The organism is Bacillus sp. FSL R5-0585 (assembly GCF_038004545.1).
In the GTDB taxonomy this organism is placed as follows: domain Bacteria; phylum Bacillota; class Bacilli; order Bacillales; family Bacillaceae_G; genus Bacillus_A; species Bacillus_A cereus.
Genome location: NZ_JBBORJ010000001.1, coordinates 2434260 through 2455864 on the forward strand (window position 1 = coordinate 2434260; position 21605 = coordinate 2455864).

Below are 21605 nucleotides of genomic sequence, written 5' to 3' on the forward strand. Positions count from 1 at the left end.
ATAAAATTTGAGGAAAGGGGAATTAAAATGACAGAGTGGTTAACAATATTTGATCCTGAAAGAAATACACTTGGGAAGAAATTACGTGATGAAGTGCATCGTGACGGCGATTGGCACGAGACATTTCATTGCTGGTTTGTAGAAAAAGATACTGAAGATATGTTTTTATATTTCCAATTACGCTCTAAAAATAAAAAAGAAGCTCCATGTATATGGGATATTACTTCAGCTGGACATATTATGCATGATGAAGATGTACAAATTGGTGGTCTTCGTGAAATTGAGGAAGAATTAGGGCTTTCCTTTCAAACTAATGATTTAACATACAAGGGAATCTTTAAAATAGATTATGAAATTTCAAATCTTACTGATCGCGAGTTTTGTCATATGTATTTTCACAACGTCATCAATCCACTTCCATTCGCACCAGGTGAAGAAGTAGACGATGTGATGAAAGTACATGCAACTTCTTTTCTACAACTATTAAAAGGAGAGATTTCATCTTTAACGACTATTTCAGTCTTAAACAATACACCGATTACGATAACATTTGAAGATATTTATCCGTATGATCTTGCATACTATGAATTTGTTATAGAGCAAGGAAAAGAATTATTAAAAAATAATAGTTTATAAATAAAATAGGACTCCTAGCATAATATTGCGTAGAGTCCTATTTTTTATTATTGTTCAAGGATTTTTAATCTACTCTCTACTTGTATAAATAAACGAATGATTAATAACAGCATAACCACTATAATCGCTATTATTGTATGTGGATATCTAAACAGTATACTAATAACACTTCCAATTAACATCATGATAAATCCGTTTTGCTTCATCACTTCTGCACTATACCTGTTACCCGCATCCCATAATTCCTTATTTTTCATAGATCGTTTCGTACGATAACCATATGCCGCATTAATATCGGTCGGTGGATTTTTTTGAAGAATAATTGCCGCAAGTATAAAAATAATACCAATCAATATGCTTATTCCTATGTTTACTAGTGCATCAATCAATTATATCCCCCCCTAACTTACACTTTCATTATACGACACAACCCTTATTTTTCCAATTTATAACACATTCACTTTCTTTCTTTTGATGTCTGGAACATACTTGGAAGTGTTACAAAACGTGCCCCTTTCGTTTTTAACTGCGGAATGATTTTGTCTAGTGCATCAACAGATCCTTGTAAATGCCCACCTGGTGTTGAATGTTGGAGGATGACACTACCTGGAAATGAATTCCCTAACACATTATTTGTAATCGTATCGGCACTTACACCTTTCCAATCAACTGTATCAACACTCCACTGTACAATCATAAAATTTTGCTCAGTTGCCCAATTCAATTGATTTTCAAGTATTTCACCATACGGTGGACGTATAAACTTCGGGGCATAGCCGGCTAAACGTTTTAATATTTCTTCCGTTTTTATAATTTGATTACGGTACTCAGCGTCATTTACTTTCGCTAAATTCGGATGACTGTACGTATGATTACCAATTACATGCCCTTCATTTGCAATACGCTTTACTACGTTCGGAAATTTTTCTGCGTTTTCACCAAGTAAGAAAAAAGTAGCTTTTACATTATGTTGTTTTAACTTATCTAATATTTTTGGCGTGAATTCTAAATCTGGTCCATCATCAAATGTAAGAGCGACTTCCGCTTTATTATACGGTCCTGAAAATGCGTACGCATATTTTTCAACCCATGAAAATGGTGTCCACGATCCACGATCATCTGCTTTCATTTGTACTTCATAATTTTGAGGGATATATGCGTATGGCAATGAGTTTATATAGTCTCCATAATAAAATGAGTTATATGGCATATAAGCATACGAAACATCTCGTTCTAGTCCCCATTGATATGGAGCAAACATTTCTGGCGAATAAAAATAATACATGATAAAAAACCTCCCTAAATTTTCATATGTGATTCATCTGCACTTTGTTAGAGAAATTGTTATTCATAAACAAAAATAAGACTGTCCTTAATTAGGAAAGCCTTACTACTTTATATTATTAATAAATTGATGTACTATCTTTTGGCAAAGCTTTCACATGTTTTAAATAGTTCGTCACTTTATCATCCTCATCTTGCGGATAGTGATATTCATATGTGTTAGCGATTTCGTTCGCCACTTCCCTAAATAAATCACCCATAACAAAGAATGACTCCCATATGTTTTCATATTCTGCATTAGAAAATGTCCTTTTAAATTGCTCCCACATATCTTCTTCAATATATTGCTCGAAATGCTTTCCAAACTTCCCTGTATTAACTGTAAAGTCTGTTTTCATACCAATATGCCATTCTAGCATTACGATGAACATATCTCGCACTGGTCCTTCAAGCATTCCTTTTGCATAAGAAAGTTCCTCTCTCCATAACCCTTTTGCCACATTTGTACTACACCACCAAAATTCATTACAGCAATCCAAAAACTCTTTTTCTGTAGGCTTTTTTATTAAGTAATCCTTATCGCTTGCTGGCGGGAATCCTTCCATACAATTATCTTTATCAAGAAGCAGTTTACTTAAACTATCTTGTCCAACGAACTTTTTTATTAACTCAACTGGAACTAGCGTTAAATCAATCCGATTCCCATCCATGAACTGCATTAAATATGGAAACTTCCCATCTTCATCTGGTTGAACTAACGACATTTCTTCTGGCATTTGTACAATCATTATTTCTCCAAATCTATGAATCCAATTATGATTAGACGTAAAAGATTGTATATCATTTACAACATACATAATATCATAGTCTTGAAAACAATCTCTTTTCACATTTGGATTTACACGCGATCCATTCATGATGACAGCTCGAATTCTTTCATCCTCTATTGCTGTATTTATAATTAAATCTAACATTTCTTTTTCAGTTCTCATCTACTTATAGCCTCCAATTTTTTAATATACAATATAGTGTTATGTATATTGGAGGTCCACGAGCTAGTCTCGTTATACACGCTACACGTTATAATTTTTGAAACTTCTTTTTCATTCCTTTTCCCTCCTTACATCACTCTTTTACAACTGCCATTCCTTTCAATTTACCAATGCTTTCTACCATTCACTTTTAATTATACCGAAAATTCTGTCTTGAATACAAAAAATAAAGAAGGGACATCTACCCCTTATAGAATAGATATCCCTTCTTTTAAAGTTAAATTTAATTCCTATGGATTAGTAGACCAAAGCCCAGCAGATTTAATAAATGTACGTTTATTTAATTTCAGCTGCGCTACGATAAATTCTGCAATATCTTCTGCTTGCATTACTTTATCAGGGTTTCCATCAGTTAATCCTAAATCTACAGCCATATCAGTTGCTACTGTACTTGGAGTTAAAGCTGTTACACGAATGTTATGTTTGCGAACTTCCATCGCTAACGATTCTGTTAAGCCAAGGACACCAAATTTAGAAGCACTATATGCACTTGTTACAGGTGCACCTTTTTGTCCTGCTGTAGATGAAATGTTAATGATATCACCAGATTGTTGTTCAATCATGCTCGGTAAAGCTGCACGAGTTGCATAGTATACACCCATTAAGTTTACTTGAATGATTTTTTCCCAATCAGCAACGTCTAGTTCTAAAAACTTACCGAATTTAGAAATACCAGCGTTATTAATTAAAATATCGATAGATCCTAAACCATTTTTTAACGTTTCAATCGCAGTTGTTACTTCTTCATATGAAGAAACATCAGCAGTTGCAATAACAGCTTTTACACCTTCTGCTTCTACTTCTTTTGCTACAGCTTTTAAGTTTTCTTCTGAACGAGCTAATAAGCCTACATTTACGCCTTCTTTCGCTAATGCGATTGCTACAGCGCGACCAATCCCTCTACCTGCTCCTGTAATTAAAGCATTTTTACCTTGTAATAATTCTGCCAAGTATAACACTCCTTAATCATCTCAGTTATGTATTATATTAAAATTGTATCTATGTTTATGTAAAAAGGCAATGATGCACTTTCATGTGCGTAGGTTACTTGTAGGTAACTATAGAAAGGTTTTATTTATAAGTTTCATTTTTTTACCATTATTCATGTAAAATAAAAACAAATCCAGCATAGGAGAGTGTATGAGTATGAAAAGCGAAGGAAAAGCTTATCAATATAATTGCAGTAACGGTAAATGCATTTTTAAAGAGAAATAGTGTTAGAAGGTTCTCTCTAACACTATTTCTCTTCATGATTTGGCATACGCACAATAAATTCAGTACCTTTTCCTTCCTCACTCTCAACTTTTATTTCCCCATGATGAAGGTCGAGTACTTTCTTTACAATAGCTAAACCTAAGCCACTTCCTCCATAGGCACGATTTCGTGAAGAATCCGCTTTATAAAAACGCTCAAAAATATGTTGTTTCTGTTCTTCTGATATACCAATTCCTGAATCACGGATACGCACTTCCACTACTGTCTCATGTTCCTTTAACTGAATAGTAATCGTACCACCGCTTGGAGTAAATTTAATACTATTATGAATTAAATTAATCCACACTTGACTCATACTTTCTTGGTCAGCAATAACATATACTTTTTCTAAATCTAGTTCTAACTCAATTTCTTTTTCAGCCCAGAGTGGTTCACTATTTAACACAATTTGCTTTAATTGTTGATCTAATCGATAGCTCACTCTTTCTGGTGTATACTCTTCTGATTCTAAAAGAGTTAGCTTTAGTAAATTTTGACTTAGTTTAGATAATCTCGTTGTTTCAGTTTCAATAATGGTAAGATAATGCTTTCTTTTTTCCTCAGAAAGATTATCGTCTTGTAGTGCTCTAGCAAATCCTTTTATAGAAGTTAACGGTGACTGTATTTCATGAGAAACATTCGATACAAACTCTTGTCTCATTTTCTCCATCGTATTCAGTTCATCTGTCATATCATTTATACTTTTTACGAGCACGCCAATTTCACCATCATACTTTTCTTCATTTCTTATTTTTACGGAGAAGTCTCCTTTTGCAATTCTTTGTATCGGTTCAATAATAGTCCAAATCATCGCCTCTCGTTTTGGTCTCATTAATATTCCAATCAATGTCCAAATAAGAATAATAAAGACAAAACCGACCATATCACTAATTAGAAAGGCAACAAACGGCGATACGTTTACGTCAAAAGCATTCAATAAACTAGTTGCTACATAAAATGCGATAGACCAAATGATAGTAAGAATAGAAAAGAGCGCTAATACCGCTCCAAATACTTTCAGCATCTTCAACTTACTCATTCGTTTTCTTTTTCTCATTTACTTACCTCTAAGCGATACCCTAATCCTCTTATTGTTTTAATACTAAATTTCGATTGCTCTTCTTGAAACTTCTCACGTAACCGATTAATATGAACGTCTAGTGTACGTTCATTCCCTTCAAAATCATATCCCCATATTTCTTCAATTAATTGCTCTCTCGAACAAGTTCTTCCCGATTTAGCCCCTAAAGTAAAGAGCAGCTCAAATTCTTTTAACGGTAACGTAACCGTTTGTTCTCCAGATGTAACTTCGAATGTTTTACGATTTAATAATACATTTCCAACTTGAATCGATTGCGAAACTGTAATTTGGTAACGTTTCAATAATGCCTTTACTCTCACTACTAGTTCTATAGGATCAAATGGTTTTACAAGATAATCATCTGTCCCAAGGTGAAATCCTTTTACTTTTTGTGATGTTTCTCCTTTGGCAGTTAGCATCAGAACCGGGATATCATAGTATTTTCTTAATTCAAAACATACATCAAATCCATCCATATTTGGCATCATGATATCAAGAATAACCATATCGACTTTTACGTCATCCATTTTCTGAAGTGCATCTACTCCATCAATTGCCTCATATGTTTGAAAACCTTCTCGTTCTAAAAATACAGAAACGAGTTCTCTAATGTGTGGATCGTCGTCTACTATTAAAATTTTAGGTATCAAAGGAACCATTTCCTTTCTATTTAGCATCTAATATATTTTTTAAAAATGAATCATCAGTGGAGTAAAATCCCACTGATGATTCATTTTATAATGCCCCCTCTTTAATTTTCAATTGCTGCGTTGCAAACTCACGATACATATCATGCGTCTGTAATAATTCATCATGCGTACCACTACCTGTAAGATTCCCTTTTTCAATAAAGATAATTTTATCTGCATCTACAACAGTAGAAAGTCTATGTGCAATCACTAATGTTGTTCTGCCTTTCATTAAGTTATTTAATGCTTTTTGAACGACAGACTCAGATTTACTATCTAAGCTTGAAGTTGCCTCATCGAGCATAAGAATTTGCGGATTGCGAAGTAACGCTCGGGCAATAGCAATTCGCTGTCTTTGTCCCCCAGAAAGCTTCACACCGCGTTCTCCAACTTCTGTTGCATAACCGTTTGGTAAGTCATGAATAAACGCATCAACATATGCCATTGCAGCTACTTTTTCAATTTCTTCATCCGTTACTTCGCCCTCGACACCATAACAAATATTATCACGAATCGTTCCATCAATTAACGGACTATCTTGTGATACGTAACCGATTTGACGTCGCCATGACTCTAATGAATAACTCGTAATTGATTCTTTTCCTAATTTAATGGCACCACTAGTTGGCTCATAAAAACGTTCCAGTAATGAGAATAACGTTGTTTTCCCACTACCACTTGGTCCTACAATCGCTGTCACTTTTCCAGATTCAATTGTGAAATCAATATTTTTCAAAACTTGCTCTTCTTCGTTATACTCAAAATGTACATTTTCAAGAACAATTGGTTGCTTAGCATTTGTCACTTTCACACCAGTTTCATGATCTTCTACTTCATATTCTAAAATCGTACTAATTCTTTCCGTTGCACCAATTGCCTTTTGGAATTGTGTAAAGAACATAGATAATTGACTCATCGGCATTACAATTTGAACTAAATACAAAATAAACGCTACAAGTTCACCGGTTGTTAATGCACCGCTAGAAACTCGCATCCCGCCATATCCTACGATAATAACAAGTAGTGCCATTAAAACAAACGACATAACTGGAGAAATTAATGCTTGCACTTTCCCTTCTTTCAAACCAAATTGTAATAACTTTTGTATACCTGTATTGCCCGTTTCATATTCTCTTTTTTCTGTATTTGAAGATTTCACTAAACGAATTTCTGATAACACTTGCGTTAACACACTTGTAAAAGATGCCGTTTCATCTTGAAGCGCTTTTGAAATCTTATACATTTTTCGTCCAAGTGGAACTAAAATTAATACAGACAACGGAATAACCGTTAAAAGTAACGCAGTCATTTTCCAATCTAAAACAAATAATACAATTAACGATCCAACAATTGAAATACCGCCTGTTAATAAGTTTGACAAATGCTCAGAAATTAACGTTTTCACAACACCTGTATCATTCGTCATACGGCTAATCGTATCACCTGTTCTATTTTGATCGTAATAAGATACCGGCAAGATAAGTACCTTTTTCCACAAACGTTCTCTTAGTCCCGCTACAATCTTCTGCCCAATATAATTTAGTAAATATATAGACAACCCTGCCGCAATAGTTTGCATTACAAAGAAAGCAACTAATCCAACAATTTGTCCTGCACTAATTGAAGAAAGCGAAAAATTATCTACTAATCCTTTTGTAAGCATAGGAATAAATAAACTCGCTCCCGTAGAAAGCAAACTCATTAATAACGCAAAAACTAAAATTCCTTTCGGAGGATTTGTATCTTGAATAAGGCGTAAAAACTGCCTCCAACTCCCTTTTTTCTTCATTTCATTTCTAACTTCCATTCCTGTTCATCTCCTCATGTTAAACAAAACTGTTCTTTCTAAAATTAGAATACGATACAAATGTAAACTGAATGTAAACACACTTTTTCTATTTTTACAAAATATACATAAAAACTCATCTTTACAACAGATATAAACATCTGATATTATTACCTGGTACTTAATATTATTCTATGTAAATTATAGATAAATAATTTACAACACGATATAAATCTCCAGTTAGTGAAAGGAGTATCCTTTTTGCAAACAAATATACATTCTGAAAAGGAAACAATTATTTTTATTCATGGATTAGTTGGCAATCGTCGCGCCTTCAAAAAGGAGCAAAAACGTTTTTCTTCCTCCTACAACATTATAACTTATGACTTATTAGGTCACGGTGATGATAAAGGAGAAGCAATTGACTTTTCATTACAGCGCCTCGTAGATCAATTATTAAACTTATATGAGCAAGAAGGTATTAAAAAAGCACATATTTGTGCGCTAAGTTACGGCTGTTACATCTCTACAATTTTTGCACAAATGCATCCAGAAAAAGTATTAAGTATTTGTCATATTGGGGGACATTACAATAACCCTTCTCGTTTATATAATGTATTTCAAAATTTTTGGGAGAAGCGAGGAGATGAATACTCTAAATGGCTCTCTCAATACGCAAATACTATTTTTCCAAGCGGTATACTAAAAGCAAATCCGTTCGCAGTCATTTCAAGAAATATTTACTACCGTTTCGGATTACAATTACATTCATCCATAATTGCCCAGTCATTACGACATCGGTTAGAATTCGATTTAAAATCTAAATTAAAATCACTTCCTCACCCTATACTATGGGTAATGGGAGAGCATGATCATCTCTATAAATCTTGTCTATTTGATTTGAAATCTATTTTGCCTAACGTTCTATATAAGGAAATACCGTTAGCGGGACATGCAGCGAACTTATTTCGTCCTAACTATTTCCATGACTTATATGATCGATTTTTAAATGGAAAGTTAAAATAAAAACTATTAAACTTCCAATTTATTCAACTATAAAAAGGCTTCCCAAGTTTCCTTGGAAAGCCTTTTCTCTATACGAAAAGTACATAAAACTACTTTTTCTTAGTATGCTTTTGTGTAACCTAATAGGTGCTTGCTCCAGTAAGAGTTACTTACAGAACTAATACGTACACCAGTTGCATCTGTTTCTGCACTAATGAACTGACCGTTTCCTAAGTAAACACCCATGTGAGAAGGACCTGATTTATAAGTATTTTGGAAGTATACTAAATCACCTGGTTGTGGATTGCTAGTTTTTGTTTTAGAGCTCCAGTATCCAGCAACTGTTTGACGAGCGCCTTTATGACCAGTTTGATTTAATACGTAGTGAATGAATCCACTGCAGTCAAAACCAGCAGGTGTTGTACCAGCAGTTCTGTATGGTGAACCATTTAAAGATCTAGCGAATCCAGCGATTGAAGATGTATCTCCACCTGTTGTTGGTTTTTGTACGTCTTTACCTGGTTGTTGAACGTTATTTGTAACATTATTGTTATTTGTAACGTTGTTTACTCCGCCTTTTACAAACTTAACGAAGTCTGCACTTACGTAACCTGTGCGGCCGTTATGGTTAATTTTGTACCAACCATTTTCAGCACCAGTAACGTTTAATACTTTACCATTTGTTACTCCACCGATTACAGCGTTGTATGTAGCTGGGCCTGTACGTACTTTTAAAGCACCAGTGTTAACAACATAAGAACCACCAGTTTGAACTGTTGTAGTATTGTTGTTTGTAGTTGGTTGTTGTGTTTCGTTAGATACAGCAGAACCACCTTTTGTTACGAAGTCTTTGCTTACGTATCCAGTTCCACCATTGAAGTTGATTTTAAACCAATCTTGTACTTCACCTACAACTTGTACTGTTTTACCTTTGTTTACAGAACCTAATACTGTATGAGATGTACTTGGGCCTGTACGTACGTTAAGTGAAGAAACGTTTACTGTGTAAGTACCTGTTCCTTGTTGAACAGTCGTTCCTGTTTTGCCACCAGTCGTTACGAAGTCACCACTTACATAACCTGTTTGACCATTTACGTTTACTTTGAACCAACCATTTTCTTGTCCAACTACTTGTAGCACTTGGCCTGATTTTACTTTAGAAATAACGTTATGTCCTGTACCAGCACCTGAACGAACATTTAATACATCAGCAGTTACTGTGTATTTTAATTCAGAAGTTGTTTCTACAGTTTTTGTTTCAGTTACAGTCGTTTGAGTTTGAGTTTGAGTTTGTCCATTAATTTCTTTTAGCGCTTCATTTGAAACTTGTGCATGAGCAGAATCCATTCCTGGAACTGCAACGCCAGCTACAGAAGCTGCTGCTAAACCTGCAATTACTTTTTTCATAAGTTGTCTTTACTTCCTTTCCCTACTATCCTCTTAAAAAAAACTAAAACTTTAATACTTTACAATATTATCAAAGTAAAATATTCATCCAGTTCCATTTTTTAGCAAGAGTTTTATTTTTCACACAGAGTTCATTTTAAATGAACAAAGTGAAATCCGTGTGAACTTCATGTGAACTTTATCATTAAACACAGTGTTTTTGCAATGGTTTTTTCAAATTTCTTATATATCGCATGAAAATTCGACATTCCATTTAATATTTTAATATAAAATATCCCTTTTCTATCTATTATAAAAAATTCTATTAACCTAATACAAACTCAAGTATGTATTTCCTTATAAAGCTCCTTACATAAAGTATACTTTCATCATGACAAAAATCACTCTATTTATCAATAGTATAATATTTTTAGAAAACTAAATTTCTATACTATCTACAATTTTGAAATAATTTGACGAATTGTAAGATTTATTTCACAAAAGCCATTTCTCCTTTAAAGAAAACACACACTATATCAACTGTTCTCTTTTTCTTATAATGGAATTTATAGGATATTTATAGGATATTTATAGTATTATATACATATCTTAATAAACAAGAATTTTAGCGAATTGATTAAAGTTTCATTCCCTTATAAAATGAAACTTTAATCAGGAAGGGTTTTATACATCCTCCGCTAATTATTAACCCTCACCACTCGGGCTGCCCATTAATGCGGAGTTTTATTGGAATAAAAAGAGGAGGCATATTTGTGAGAAATATAATAGATGATCCAATACAAAAAAACATAGAGCTATACTATGCTTTTATTCAATTCGTTTCAATGATAACATTACAAAAAGTATCAGCTATTGAAACACGTAAAAACGAATTAAAAAATCAGATGAAAAATGCAGGACAAAAAAACCCTTATTACGTATAAAAAAAGGTGAACAGGTTATATTCCTGTTCACCTTTTTAAATTATTTATAAATTTTCACACGGTCCTCTAGCGGTTGGAATTCTTTTTCACCAGCATGTACTACCGGTTTACCAAATGGCATTTGCGCAATAAGTTTCCAATTCTCTGGAACATCCCACTCTTTTCTCACTTCTTCATCAATTAGCGGATTGTAATGCTGTAACGTAGCACCAAACCCTTCAATTTCTAAAGCTGTCCAAATTGCAAATTGTAACATTCCTGATGATTGCTGAGACCAAGTTGGGAAATTATCTTTATATAATGCAAAGTTAGCTTGAAGGCTTTCCACTACTTCACTGTCTTCAAAATATAAAACCGTTCCATAACCACTTTTAAATGCATTCATTTTTTCTTCAGTAGGTGCAAAGTTATTTTCAGGTACAATTTTTCGTAACGTTTCTTTCGTAATATCCCATAATTTATCATGTTGTTCTCCTAATAAAACAACAATGCGAGCACTTTGAGAATTAACAGCTGAAGGTGTATGTTTTACAGCATGATAAATCACTTCTTGAATTTTCTCATCAGAAACTACTTGCTCTTTACTAATTGCATAAATAGATCTTCTGTCTTCAATTGCTGAGTAAAAATCTTTTGCCATCATAATTCCCTCCAATTTTCAATTGAGGCTATTTCATATGTATATATCATATTACGCCCCCTCAAACTTATTATTAATAAGCTTATAACTTTATAATATCACAGCAACAAATAAACTCAAATGATAACACTTGTATTTAGAGCCTTTTTCCTTTTTAAAATGAAAATAAAAAGACTGTTTGTTGTTATCTAAAATTAGTAACAACAAACAGTCTTACTTATGTAGCGATCTAGATTCGTATTTTACTTACTTAATTAACTAATCCAAATGCATACGACATTAACTTATTTGTCTCTGTAAAACGTTTTGTTTTACTTGATGTCCCCATGACCACTGTAATAATTCGATTATCGCCTTGCTTTGCAGTCCCAGTAAAACAGTATCCTGCACTATCTGTAAATCCAGTCTTTAGTCCGTCCATTCCTTCTATATATAAACTTTTATTATTTTTATTTAACATGTCGTTTGTGCTTATAACATTAATATTATTAAATGCTAGCTGACTTTGACGTAAGTGAGTCACTTCTAATATTTCCGGATAATCTTTTATAAGATGATATGCCAATTGTGCTACATCACCAGCCGTCATTTTTGTTTCACTTCCATCTGGCTCTTGTAATCCAGAAGCATTTGCAAATTTAGCATGTTCCGACATTTTTAACTGTTTCGCTTTTGCATCCATAAGCTGAACGAAATCTTTCTCCGATTTTGCCATATGTTCTGCTAAAGCCACAGCTGAATTATTAGCTGACTCAATCATTAATGCATGATATAAATCTTTAACAGTTAATGTGTCATTAACTTGTACTGGGATTCTCGCTCCCTCTGTTTGTGCCGCCTTCGCACTTATTTTCACTGGATCTTCCCAGCGAACTTTCCCGTTATGTATACTCTCTAGTAGAAGATACGCTGTCATCATCTTAGACATACTAGCCGGTGCAAAAGCTTCATTTTCATTATATTGATAAATAATATCTCCATCACTCGCATCGATAATCATAGCTGCTTTTGCGTTAATTTCTGGTGGGATGTACTTTGGCGGGACTACTTTTTCAGTAAATCCTGCTTTAGGTAGTTCTGCCACTTGCAAAGGTTGTCCCTCTACATTCGCTACGCTCTTTTGATTTCCTTGGAATAAGAACCAACATATCCCTAAAATAATGACTAATAGGACTGTCATCCTTCCCCATTTTAACCGATTCATTTCAAAACTCCTTTAGCAAACCTTTTATACACTCACATTTAACCTTATCAACAATTCCTTTATATAGTCAAGGTAAAAGGTATATTTATTCATATACAGCAATGATTATTTTAATTTATTTATGTTAAACTTACAATGTTGAAACGTAAGAATATTTAATAATAAAATCTCGTAAATAAAGCGAAACTTTAATCAGTCCCCCAATCGGGCTACCCGTCAAATAGCGAGATAAACTATTTAATAGAAGGGATTCATACAAATGCTACTTCCAAAATCATTAAAATACGGAGACACAATTGGGATTTACTCCCCTTCTTCACCAGTAACCTACACTTCTCCAAAAAGATTTGAACGAGCAAAATCTTACTTACAACAGAAAGGGTTTCATATATTAGAAGGTTCATTAACAGGTCGATATGATTTTTATCGTTCTGGTAGTATACAAGAGCGTGCTGAGGAGCTAAATGTCTTAATAAGAAATCCTAATATTTCTTGTATTATGTCAACAATTGGTGGGATGAATTCAAATTCAATATTACCTTATATTGATTATGATGCTTTTCTAAATAACCCTAAAATAATGATTGGGTATTCAGATGCAACTGCTTTATTACTAGCAATTTACGCCAAAACAGGAATCCCTACATTTTATGGACCAGCTCTCGTCCCTTCCTTTGGCGAATTTGAACCTTTTGTTGATTGCACATACAAATATTTCGCTGAAACTTTACTACATGATCATTCTCTTCCTTATCATATAAAACAACCATTATTTTGGTCAGATGAATTTATTAATTGGGAAGAAAAGACAAAGGAGAAAGAACTCCGACCAAACGATTGGATTTCAGTAATTGATGGAAAAGCTACTGGGCGTATTATTGGCGGGAATTTAAACACGATACAAGGAATTTGGGGTAGCCCCTATATGCCACATATTCAAGAAGGCGACATTCTCTTCATTGAGGACAGTTCAAAAGACGCAGCTACTATTGAAAGAAGCTTTTCATTACTTAAAATTAACGGTGTATTCGATAAAATTTCAGGTATCATTCTTGGAAAACATGAGCAATTTGATGATTGTGGTACAAATCGAAAACCTTTTGAAATACTACTAGAAGTACTTCAAAATCAAAGAATTCCTTTTCTAGCTGACTTCGATTGTTGTCATACACATCCAATGATTACCATGCCTATCGGTGTTCAAGTAGAGTTGGATGCAACAAATAAAACGATACACATTGTAGAACCTTGGAAAAAATGAATGCATAGCTTCTATTGTTTTACAATAAAAGCCATGATACTATATAATTTGGAATGTGAAAGATTAAACAAAATATGTTCCAATATCTAACACTAGAAAAATTAGGTATAAATATATATTTATATGCAAAAGAGAGTGAATAAATGAAACCAACTATTAAAAATTACGTATTTTTACATGTAGCTTTTTTGATATATTCTATCATTATGGTTTACATGAAATGGGCAGCTAAATTCCCCATTGCTTCCATCTCATTTTTTGTTGCTTATTTCGGATTAGTTATACTTTTATTCGGATATGCAATTTTATGGCAACAAGTAATTAAACATTTCGAAATTTCAAAAGCATATTCACATCGCGGGATTATTATACTGTGGTCAATGCTTTGGTCAGTATTTCTATTTGGAGATACGATTCAGTGGAATCATTTACTTGGTGCAGCTATTATTATCGTCGGAATTGTGGTGGTGACAAAAGATGAATAGTTATATGTTATTATTTATTTTCGGGATAATTTTAGCTAATTACTCACAAATATTATTAAAAAAAGCTACTTTGCAACAATACGATTCTAGAATAAAAGAATATGTGAATCCTTATGTTATTATCGGCTACTCTTTATTTGTAATTAACGCCGGATTAAATGTTATCGCCATGAAGGGCATGGCATTAAAACAAGCATCAGCATTAGAATCCTTAAGTTATATCATCATATTAATTTTCGGTTGGTATTTCCTAGGAGAAAAAATAACGAAACGTAAACTCATCGGCAACATGATTATTATCGTTGGTGTAATCGTTTATTGTATCCAATAGTAAAAAGCTCCGTTTATCACAAACGGAGCTTTTTACTATTGACCTAAATTTTGCACTTTATCTTTCAAATCTCGAACTTGATCTACCGTCTGCATAAGCTCGGAGTTTTTAAATTGCTCTACATCCACTTTTCCTTCTTCTATCTTTGTCATCGCCGTATCAATTAACGCATTTAACTTTTCGTTATATCCGACGATTTGTTGATGAATATCCTTTGCTACATCAGGTGGCGTTAATTCATTGAATGCGGGTATATCTTGTTTAATTTCACTAAGCTTCGTTTCTAATTCTTTTCGAGCCTCGCTATCATTAACGGCCTTTTCTGCTAATGCTGGTGCATCATTTGCAAATGCACTTATTTCATTTACATAGTCTGTCGCCTTTTGAGCATAATCTATGGAGTTCTTTCCTTCTTCCACTATTGAACATCCCATTAAACCAATTGAAACTATAAATACTAATAAAATTGATTTTATTTTCATTTTAGACCCCCTTCGTCTTTATCATTGTCTGTAATTTTCTCTATACATAACTTCTAGCTAAATTGTTTATAACCTTTTTCAAATAGCTATTTATCCTCTTACATGCCCTATTATCGTTACAACATCTATTTCTATATGTACGCTTATAATATCTTCAATTATATCCATATATCCTTGTCCTATAGCTGTTCCATAGTGTAATGTAAGCCCCTTCTTTTCATACACTGACTTTGGCACTGAAAAAATAAATCTCCTCAAGTTTCTTTCATCAGCTGGTTCCATAATTAAAACAATCCCATCCTCATCAAACATATACGCTCGCCCTCCAACTTTACATTCACTATGGCTCAGTATTGCCTTGGTCAGCAAAATTTAAAACATAATAAGTTAAGATACACTCTGCTCTATCATAAAGTGAAACTTTAATTAGCCCTCACCAGTCGAATCTTTATCGGCAAATAGCGGGATAAAAATAAAAAGCATTCATTCTTTTTTGTTAAGAATGAATGCTTTTTAAAAAATCAATTTCTAGCTCTAGCATCTTTTTTTGACGAGGTTTTACTTTCCTTACGGGAATTCCAGCGTAAATATACCAATCATCTAAACTCTCTTTTACCATACTCATCGCGCCGACTGCCGTACCTTCTCCTACAATTACATTTGGAAAAATAATAGAATTGGCACCAATAATCACATGTTTTTTTAAAATAACTTTTTCTGCTTTCACATTCCTATATTGATTCGGGACGGTTGGCCCCATTAATGTATTTCCACTGAAATCATCAAGTACTGCATATACGATTGTTTTAGCTGAGATGTTTGCAAAATCATGCATTTCAATCCCAACTTCCCCTCCATATAACGCTGTATACGCTGATATGTGCGAATAACTTCCAATTGTGATTTTACCACTTAAAATGCAAAAATCATCAATTCTTACATGATTGCCAACTGATATAGCACTCGGATTATATATACTTGCTTTTTTACTAACCAATACATTTTTCCCAACAGATAAAAATCCAATTTGCTTTAGTTCTTCTTGACTATAAAAACTATTCATCTACCGACACCACCTTCTGCTCTAAACAGATTACAATTTGCTCTACTAGTTCTTTCGTCATTCCTTCCCATAAAGGTAAACTTACGATTCGTTTTGCTATTTTATTCGTCTTTGTTAAATCTGTAGACTTATAGTTTTTAAAAAGAACTTGTTGGTGGCAAGATGGTGAAAAGTATAATCTAGCTTCTATTTTCTGTTTTTTCAGTTCTTCTATTACTTGTATGTTGCGAACTTCTTCTGGACAAATGATAGGCATAAATTGGTGAATAACTGCTTCTGTCTTTTGGACTTTCCACCCTTTTTTCATTAACCCAGTATTTTGTAACAACTGTTTATACCATTCAGAAATACGGCTGCGTTCTTTTAATTTTTGATCCCACTTTTTTATAGTCGCAATCCCAATAGCGGCTGCGTATTCAGACATTTTACAATTAAACCCCATCATCGTGCATTCACGATTTTTATCAAATCCGAAATTCCCCATTCTTTTAATATGTTGTATATCTTCTTCGTTTTTACTATATATGAGCCCTCCTTCACCAATTCCGAAAGGCTTTGTTGCATGAAAGCTATATACGATCATTCCACTAAAATCTTGACCGTAATGCATCCCTCCATTCATTAAACCAAATCCCGGCGCCGCATCTACGACAACCGGAATCCCCTTCTTCTCTAATTCTTCATATTTTTCTAAGTTCATCCATGATCCAAAAGTGGCGTACGGGATAACAATCGCAACCTCTTCTTTTAATTCTTCTATTTTATCCAAAAGTACGGTTTTATCCATATACCAATCATCTATTGAAATATCAATAAAGTAAGGTTCCAGTCCACACCAAATAGCGGCTAAGGCAGTCGCAGGGAATGTAAAACTAGGCATGAGAGCATACTTTCCCTTTCTTCTTTTCTTTAGTTGAATAGCCGCCATTAACCCTAACGTTGCGTTTGCTACTGTTGTAACAGCTCCCCTGTTTTGAAAAAATGACGACATAATTGTTTCCTCAAAACGTTGATTTATAGGTCCATAATTCGTATATATGTGAGATGTATCAATTTCCTTCAATTCGTCCAAATACTCACTTACAGGTACAGTTGAAGCACGTAAAAAAGGAATATTCTCCATATCTATCTATTCCTTCCTATCATTTTCGGACAATATAGAGCATATCTGTTTCAGATAATCCAAATTTCCTAGCACTTTTCATTCCTTGTTTTTCCGCTATGTTATATAATTCTACCTTAAATCCTGCATTCATTAATCGTTGAATAAATCCCGATTGATTGTAAATTCTCACATGATCTTCTTGACCAAAAGCTAATTTCCTCAATTGTGGTGTTACAATTAATTCATTCTCTATAATAAAATCTACATTCATTACGATCGGTACTTGAATAATTCCCCATCCATTTGGCTTTAACACTCTATATAACTCTCGCATTGCTTTGTCATCATCAGGAACGTGTTCTAACACATGGCTACATAATATTACATCAAAAGTATTACTATCATATGTAATCCTTGTAACATCAATTTCCTTCATTAATGGATCCTTTGGTTCTAAGTCACCACATACATACGTAATATTTTTATACTCGTTAAACCAATCTCTTAACTTCGCTTCAGGTGCAATATGAAGCATTGTATAGTTTCTATTTAACAAGTCCGTTTCCGTTTCAATGTACGCACGATACAATCTTTCACGATCCATCGAATTGCAAACTGGACATATCCCTGTATCTTTATTCCACATCTCAAATTTATATTTCGGAAAATCATAATGCGCTGGCCAAGGTGAAAATTTTTCAAATTGTTGATTGCAATATTGACAATAACAAGATTCTTTCTCAAACATATGAGCAACTAACTTGTTTAACCCTTTTTTTATCTTTTCATTATAAATTTGATCTAGTTCGCCATTTCTTACTGCATCCTTAACTATAAATCCCGCATTTTCTAAACAATAAGATAAACTCTCTTTATACTCACTTTCGGAGCTTAAAAATCCACTATTATATGCATCTATAATTAATTCAATCCACTCTTCAATTGTCATTAAAATAAAATGCATTTGTTTTTGATTTTGTCCACTATGTTGTCTAAAATAACTAAGAGGTTCTTGCATATAAACTACTTTTCCTTTCCTCATCATATCTAGCCAAGTTGCAATGTCATTAATAGCAGAATAAGCCTTTCCTTTAAAATATCCAAACTTCCCGTCAAACAAATCCCGATTAAACAAAACAGTTGTCGGCTCACCAACTACATTTTTTAAGTTTTTTAACATATAATTTCCTAATTCTTTTCCTTCAAAAAGTGTAGTTTCTTTCGCGATTTTCATATTTAATGTTGAAGGTGGTAATATCTCTCCATTCTCATCAATCAGTTCACGATATGACGTCACAAATGAAATATTTTCTAACGTCAAAAAGTATTTCATCATTCTCTCGATCTTTTCATGATGAAATAAATCATCATCTAATAAAAAGTTTATATAGTCCCCATTCGCAAGTTCTACACACTTATTAAAGTTTTCGGCAACTAACGGCGTTTCATTTTTAACATATGTAATACACTCATATTCACGTAAGTACGGTTGAATCATAGCATTGACTTCATTATTTGTACTATCGTCAGAAATAATAATTTCAATATTTTCATATGTTTGATTCAAAGCGCTGTTGAGTGCTAATTCCAAGTAATAAGGTCTATTGTATGCAGGAATAAGTATACTTACTTTCGGTAATGAAGAATTATTATTTATATGTTGTTTTTTCTTTTCTATGTTTATTTTCTTCGCTCTAATTTTTTGGTAATAGTCTAATGTATATAATATCGATGATGGAACTATCCTTCTTGCATAATCTAGAAAATTAGTTATTGCTTTGTCTAACTCTTTTTCAGTGGATAAGAAACCATATTTTTCGCCTGCTATAATACTGTGTGAAAAATCTTCTAACCCATCCATCATTTTATTAGATTCATTTAACTGTTGATCTGGATGTAATCGAAAGTAACTAAGCGTTTCTGCTATATATACTGCTTTTCCTTTACTTAATAAAGATAACCATGAAGCTATATCTACGTTACATAAATACCGCCTCTTATCAAAAATTCCATATGGTTCTTGTAAATCATTTTTACGAAATAAAACTGTTGTCGGTTCTCCAATATAATTTTTTTGATCCACAATTACCTTATTTCCTAATTCTGTTCCCTCTATAATCGTATCTTCTTCAAATAAACGGACAGTCGAATAAATATGTCGTAGCTCTTTCCCTTTATCATCAATGACTTGACGATGAGATGTTACAAGCTTAATTTCATTATCTAAATCATTGAAAAAATACTTCATCATTTTTTCAATTTTATTCACATGAAATACATCATCATCCATTAAAAAATTTATATATTCACCGTTCGCTTCATTAAATAACATTAGCGCATTTTCAAATTGTCCGAGAGTTGATCTATTTTTTATATAAATAATATTTGAATGATCACATAAGTATTTTTGTAACACTTTTTCTGTTTCATCATTCGTGCTGTCATCTCCAACTATAATTTCTATATTAGGGTACGTTTGTTCTAACACACTACATAACGCCTTTTCAAAGTAAAGAGGACGATTGTACGTAGGAATTAATACACTTACCAACGGAAGTTGCTTTACCACCTCTTCATTTCTTTCAATACGAGTTCTCATTTTAACTCTCTCACCTCTTCGCATATTATTTATATACGCGACACAAAAATCACATTATTTTAACTGTATGGAGCCTATATACTTTTATGCAAACATGAAACAAAATATCATACTTTTCGTTCCTAAATAAACATATTTAATAACGCGGACATTTTATTTGCACCTTTTTTATTCATATGATCACTATCATAAAAATCATCATCACAAAATAATGGTGAATCAAATAGATCTATAATTTGAAAAGAATATTGAGTTTGAAAATCATTTATAACTTTATAAAAATCTTCTTTTAATTTCTTACTACTACAATTGAAATAATGTGAAGTAACAGGGAACACAACAATTAATGGCTTTATATCATTTTTCAACAGTAATTCTAAATATTTCTTAAAAATCATTTTATTTTCAACTAAAGTATGAGGATACGCCAATTTAGCATGTGAAGCTGCTCTTATTTTCCCGTGTTCTTCAAAAGGAATATGAAGAGAAGTAGTATTCCATTCAGCATTTATCCAAGGCAGTATCAATGATTCATCTTTTAGTTCGTCTAATAAAATATATTCAAAATGCAAATTAAAAATAGAAAGAAGTGATTTCGGAGTATTTAGATGTGAGAATCCATCAGTGGGTAGAGGAGAGTGAACTACAGTATGATGACCATCTTGAAACAATGGATAATATACTTTGTAAATTCTATATGATTCAGATGATAACGACATATCAAAGTAAAACGAGAAATAGGCTATTCCTATTAAACAATATTGAAATGAATGATTGTTTGATAAAAGTTGTGACGCTATTAAATAATCATAGTATAGATCTTGCGATGGAAGTGTTAATTTTATTGACTTTTTTGAGAGAAGCTCCGTACTTATGCCACAATGTGGATAAGACAAACCGGTAGCAAACAATTCATACGTCGGATCACTCTTTGCTTTTTTCATAGAAATGTATAAAGACATAAGATCCGGATTTATTTGATAGATAGAAATTAATTTATCCTTCCATTCATACATGTATTTTGTTAAATTAATAATTTTTGAACTTTGCACGCCCCTATTTATCAATTCATTTGTAAGTTTTTCTGCGTCCCCTCTCCAAATGACTATATATTGAAAAGAACTTTCTATACGAACAACATCTGAAACGTCTACAACATGAACTATTGTTTTACATTTATTTTTGTCTAACGTATTTCGAATCCTCTCCCCTGATAATTCATCACTTAAAACAATGATTTTATATTGCTCCTTCATGCACATCCCCTCCATTATATGTATAATATGAAATTCATTTTTAATTCGTAACAATCATATAC

22 protein-coding genes and 1 pseudogene are annotated in these 21605 nt (G+C 32.9%); 7 read left to right on the forward strand and 16 right to left on the reverse strand.

Annotated elements, in window-relative coordinates; all coding sequences use genetic code 11:
• Positions 1-27: 27 nt before the first annotated feature.
• Positions 28-636 (forward strand): NUDIX hydrolase, encoded by a 609-nt coding sequence (locus MKY38_RS12460; RefSeq protein WP_000141357.1) that lies wholly within the window; start codon positions 28-30, stop codon positions 634-636.
• Positions 637-683: 47 nt separating this feature from the next.
• Here MKY38_RS12460 and MKY38_RS12465 read toward each other — a convergent pair whose 3' ends face one another.
• The 4 genes from MKY38_RS12465 to MKY38_RS12480 all read right to left on the reverse strand — a co-directional run bounded on the left by MKY38_RS12465 (position 684) and on the right by MKY38_RS12480 (position 3922).
• Positions 684-1022, reverse strand: coding sequence for an SdpI family protein (locus MKY38_RS12465; protein WP_025118474.1), 339 nt, complete (start codon positions 1020-1022; stop codon positions 684-686).
• A gap of 71 nt (positions 1023-1093) precedes the next feature.
• Positions 1094-1921, reverse strand: a complete 828-nt coding sequence (locus MKY38_RS12470) for a peptidoglycan-N-acetylglucosamine deacetylase (protein ID WP_136363306.1) — start codon at positions 1919-1921, stop codon at positions 1094-1096.
• 118 nt (positions 1922-2039) lie between these two features.
• Positions 2040-2912, reverse strand: a complete 873-nt coding sequence (locus MKY38_RS12475) for an aminoglycoside 6-adenylyltransferase (protein WP_136363304.1) — start codon at positions 2910-2912, stop codon at positions 2040-2042.
• A gap of 290 nt (positions 2913-3202) precedes the next feature.
• Positions 3203-3922, reverse strand: a complete 720-nt coding sequence (locus MKY38_RS12480) for a 3-ketoacyl-ACP reductase (RefSeq protein ID WP_000818985.1) — start codon at positions 3920-3922, stop codon at positions 3203-3205.
• 196 nt (positions 3923-4118) lie between these two features.
• Here MKY38_RS12480 and MKY38_RS29320 point away from each other — a divergent pair.
• Positions 4119-4187: pseudogene (locus tag MKY38_RS29320) on the forward strand (DUF3139 domain-containing protein); the annotation flags it as partial.
• A 22-nt stretch (positions 4188-4209) separates the two neighbouring features.
• Here the strand turns inward: MKY38_RS29320 and hitS are convergent.
• From hitS to MKY38_RS12495, 3 genes are all read right to left on the reverse strand, one after another.
• Positions 4210-5283: an envelope stress sensor histidine kinase HitS gene (gene hitS, locus MKY38_RS12485; RefSeq protein WP_341049116.1), complete on the reverse strand. Its 1074-nt coding sequence runs from the start codon at positions 5281-5283 to the stop codon at positions 4210-4212.
• Entirely contained in the window at positions 5280-5957 is a 678-nt protein-coding gene (hitR, locus tag MKY38_RS12490) for an envelope stress response regulator transcription factor HitR (RefSeq protein ID WP_000612413.1), read from the reverse strand. The genes hitS and hitR overlap by 4 nt, the downstream gene beginning before the upstream one ends.
• An 85-nt stretch (positions 5958-6042) precedes the next feature.
• Positions 6043-7803: an ABC transporter ATP-binding protein gene (locus MKY38_RS12495; RefSeq protein ID WP_000453886.1), complete on the reverse strand. Its 1761-nt coding sequence runs from the start codon at positions 7801-7803 to the stop codon at positions 6043-6045.
• A gap of 240 nt (positions 7804-8043) precedes the next feature.
• On the opposite strand from MKY38_RS12495, the gene MKY38_RS12500 reads away from it, so the two are divergent.
• Positions 8044-8808: an alpha/beta fold hydrolase gene (locus MKY38_RS12500; protein ID WP_001194309.1), complete on the forward strand. Its 765-nt coding sequence runs from the start codon at positions 8044-8046 to the stop codon at positions 8806-8808.
• Positions 8809-8907: 99 nt separating this feature from the next.
• On the opposite strand, the gene entFM is transcribed toward MKY38_RS12500, so the two are convergent.
• Entirely contained in the window at positions 8908-10194 is a 1287-nt protein-coding gene (entFM, locus tag MKY38_RS12505) for an enterotoxin EntFM (protein WP_000755513.1), read from the reverse strand.
• A gap of 752 nt (positions 10195-10946) precedes the next feature.
• Here entFM and MKY38_RS12510 point away from each other — a divergent pair.
• The gene (locus MKY38_RS12510; protein WP_001244279.1) at positions 10947-11117 is read left to right on the forward strand and encodes a hypothetical protein; all 171 of its coding nucleotides are present in this window, start codon (positions 10947-10949) and stop codon (positions 11115-11117) included.
• A gap of 40 nt (positions 11118-11157) precedes the next feature.
• Here MKY38_RS12510 and MKY38_RS12515 read toward each other — a convergent pair whose 3' ends face one another.
• Entirely contained in the window at positions 11158-11760 is a 603-nt protein-coding gene (locus MKY38_RS12515; RefSeq protein WP_341049117.1) for a nitroreductase family protein, read from the reverse strand.
• Positions 11761-12007: 247 nt separating this feature from the next.
• Entirely contained in the window at positions 12008-12961 is a 954-nt protein-coding gene (locus MKY38_RS12520) for a D-alanyl-D-alanine carboxypeptidase family protein (protein WP_017656797.1), read from the reverse strand.
• A 259-nt stretch (positions 12962-13220) separates the two neighbouring features.
• Here MKY38_RS12520 and MKY38_RS12525 point away from each other — a divergent pair, with 259 nt between their 5' ends.
• From MKY38_RS12525 to MKY38_RS12535, 3 genes are all read left to right on the forward strand, one after another.
• A complete protein-coding gene (locus MKY38_RS12525) occupies positions 13221-14222 on the forward strand; it encodes a S66 family peptidase (RefSeq protein ID WP_017656796.1) in 1002 nt (333 codons plus the stop codon).
• 143 nt (positions 14223-14365) lie between these two features.
• Positions 14366-14707 (forward strand): EamA family transporter, encoded by a 342-nt coding sequence (locus MKY38_RS12530; RefSeq protein ID WP_000805125.1) that lies wholly within the window; start codon positions 14366-14368, stop codon positions 14705-14707.
• On the forward strand, positions 14700-15038 hold the full coding sequence (locus MKY38_RS12535) for an EamA family transporter (RefSeq protein ID WP_001089868.1): 339 nt from the start codon (positions 14700-14702) through the stop codon (positions 15036-15038). Before MKY38_RS12530 ends, MKY38_RS12535 begins: the two co-directional genes overlap by 8 nt.
• 35 nt (positions 15039-15073) lie before the next feature.
• On the opposite strand, the gene MKY38_RS12540 is transcribed toward MKY38_RS12535, so the two are convergent.
• The 6 genes from MKY38_RS12540 to MKY38_RS12565 all read right to left on the reverse strand — a co-directional run bounded on the left by MKY38_RS12540 (position 15074) and on the right by MKY38_RS12565 (position 21543).
• Positions 15074-15520 (reverse strand): DUF6376 family protein, encoded by a 447-nt coding sequence (locus tag MKY38_RS12540; protein ID WP_000695199.1) that lies wholly within the window; start codon positions 15518-15520, stop codon positions 15074-15076.
• Between the two features lie 90 nt (positions 15521-15610).
• Positions 15611-15832 carry a hypothetical protein gene (locus MKY38_RS12545; RefSeq protein WP_000459099.1) on the reverse strand — a complete coding sequence of 74 codons (222 nt, stop codon included), beginning with the start codon at positions 15830-15832 and terminating at the stop codon, positions 15611-15613.
• A gap of 184 nt (positions 15833-16016) precedes the next feature.
• Positions 16017-16583, reverse strand: coding sequence for an acyltransferase (locus MKY38_RS12550; RefSeq protein ID WP_001084193.1), 567 nt, complete (start codon positions 16581-16583; stop codon positions 16017-16019).
• Entirely contained in the window at positions 16576-17706 is a 1131-nt protein-coding gene (locus MKY38_RS12555; protein WP_000427966.1) for a DegT/DnrJ/EryC1/StrS aminotransferase family protein, read from the reverse strand. The genes MKY38_RS12550 and MKY38_RS12555 overlap by 8 nt, the downstream gene beginning before the upstream one ends.
• A 19-nt stretch (positions 17707-17725) precedes the next feature.
• Positions 17726-20287, reverse strand: coding sequence for a glycosyltransferase (locus tag MKY38_RS12560; protein WP_341049118.1), 2562 nt, complete (start codon positions 20285-20287; stop codon positions 17726-17728).
• 122 nt (positions 20288-20409) lie between these two features.
• Positions 20410-21543, reverse strand: coding sequence for a hypothetical protein (locus MKY38_RS12565; RefSeq protein WP_341049119.1), 1134 nt, complete (start codon positions 21541-21543; stop codon positions 20410-20412).
• Between the last annotated feature and the right edge of the window lie 62 nt (positions 21544-21605).

Excerpts from the sequence above, each read along its gene's own strand:
- MKY38_RS12460 (WP_000141357.1), top strand. The coding sequence starts at position 28 with ATGACAGAGTGGTTAACAATATTTGATCCTGAAAGAAATACACTTGGG.
- MKY38_RS12470 (WP_136363306.1), bottom strand. The coding sequence starts at position 1,921 with ATGTATTATTTTTATTCGCCAGAAATGTTTGCTCCATATCAATGGGGA.
- MKY38_RS12475 (WP_136363304.1), bottom strand. The coding sequence starts at position 2,912 with ATGAGAACTGAAAAAGAAATGTTAGATTTAATTATAAATACAGCAATA.
- hitS (WP_341049116.1), bottom strand. The coding sequence starts at position 5,283 with ATGAGAAAAAGAAAACGAATGAGTAAGTTGAAGATGCTGAAAGTATTT.
- MKY38_RS12495 (WP_000453886.1), bottom strand. The coding sequence starts at position 7,803 with ATGGAAGTTAGAAATGAAATGAAGAAAAAAGGGAGTTGGAGGCAGTTT.
- entFM (WP_000755513.1), bottom strand. The coding sequence starts at position 10,194 with ATGAAAAAAGTAATTGCAGGTTTAGCAGCAGCTTCTGTAGCTGGCGTT.
- MKY38_RS12515 (WP_341049117.1), bottom strand. The coding sequence starts at position 11,760 with ATGATGGCAAAAGATTTTTACTCAGCAATTGAAGACAGAAGATCTATT.
- MKY38_RS12520 (WP_017656797.1), bottom strand. The coding sequence starts at position 12,961 with ATGAATCGGTTAAAATGGGGAAGGATGACAGTCCTATTAGTCATTATT.
- MKY38_RS12525 (WP_017656796.1), top strand. The coding sequence starts at position 13,221 with ATGCTACTTCCAAAATCATTAAAATACGGAGACACAATTGGGATTTAC.
- MKY38_RS12530 (WP_000805125.1), top strand. The coding sequence starts at position 14,366 with ATGAAACCAACTATTAAAAATTACGTATTTTTACATGTAGCTTTTTTG.
- MKY38_RS12535 (WP_001089868.1), top strand. The coding sequence starts at position 14,700 with ATGAATAGTTATATGTTATTATTTATTTTCGGGATAATTTTAGCTAAT.
- MKY38_RS12540 (WP_000695199.1), bottom strand. The coding sequence starts at position 15,520 with ATGAAAATAAAATCAATTTTATTAGTATTTATAGTTTCAATTGGTTTA.
- MKY38_RS12545 (WP_000459099.1), bottom strand. The coding sequence starts at position 15,832 with ATGTTTGATGAGGATGGGATTGTTTTAATTATGGAACCAGCTGATGAA.
- MKY38_RS12550 (WP_001084193.1), bottom strand. The coding sequence starts at position 16,583 with ATGAATAGTTTTTATAGTCAAGAAGAACTAAAGCAAATTGGATTTTTA.
- MKY38_RS12555 (WP_000427966.1), bottom strand. The coding sequence starts at position 17,706 with ATGGAGAATATTCCTTTTTTACGTGCTTCAACTGTACCTGTAAGTGAG.
- MKY38_RS12560 (WP_341049118.1), bottom strand. The coding sequence starts at position 20,287 with ATGAGAACTCGTATTGAAAGAAATGAAGAGGTGGTAAAGCAACTTCCG.
- MKY38_RS12565 (WP_341049119.1), bottom strand. The coding sequence starts at position 21,543 with ATGAAGGAGCAATATAAAATCATTGTTTTAAGTGATGAATTATCAGGG.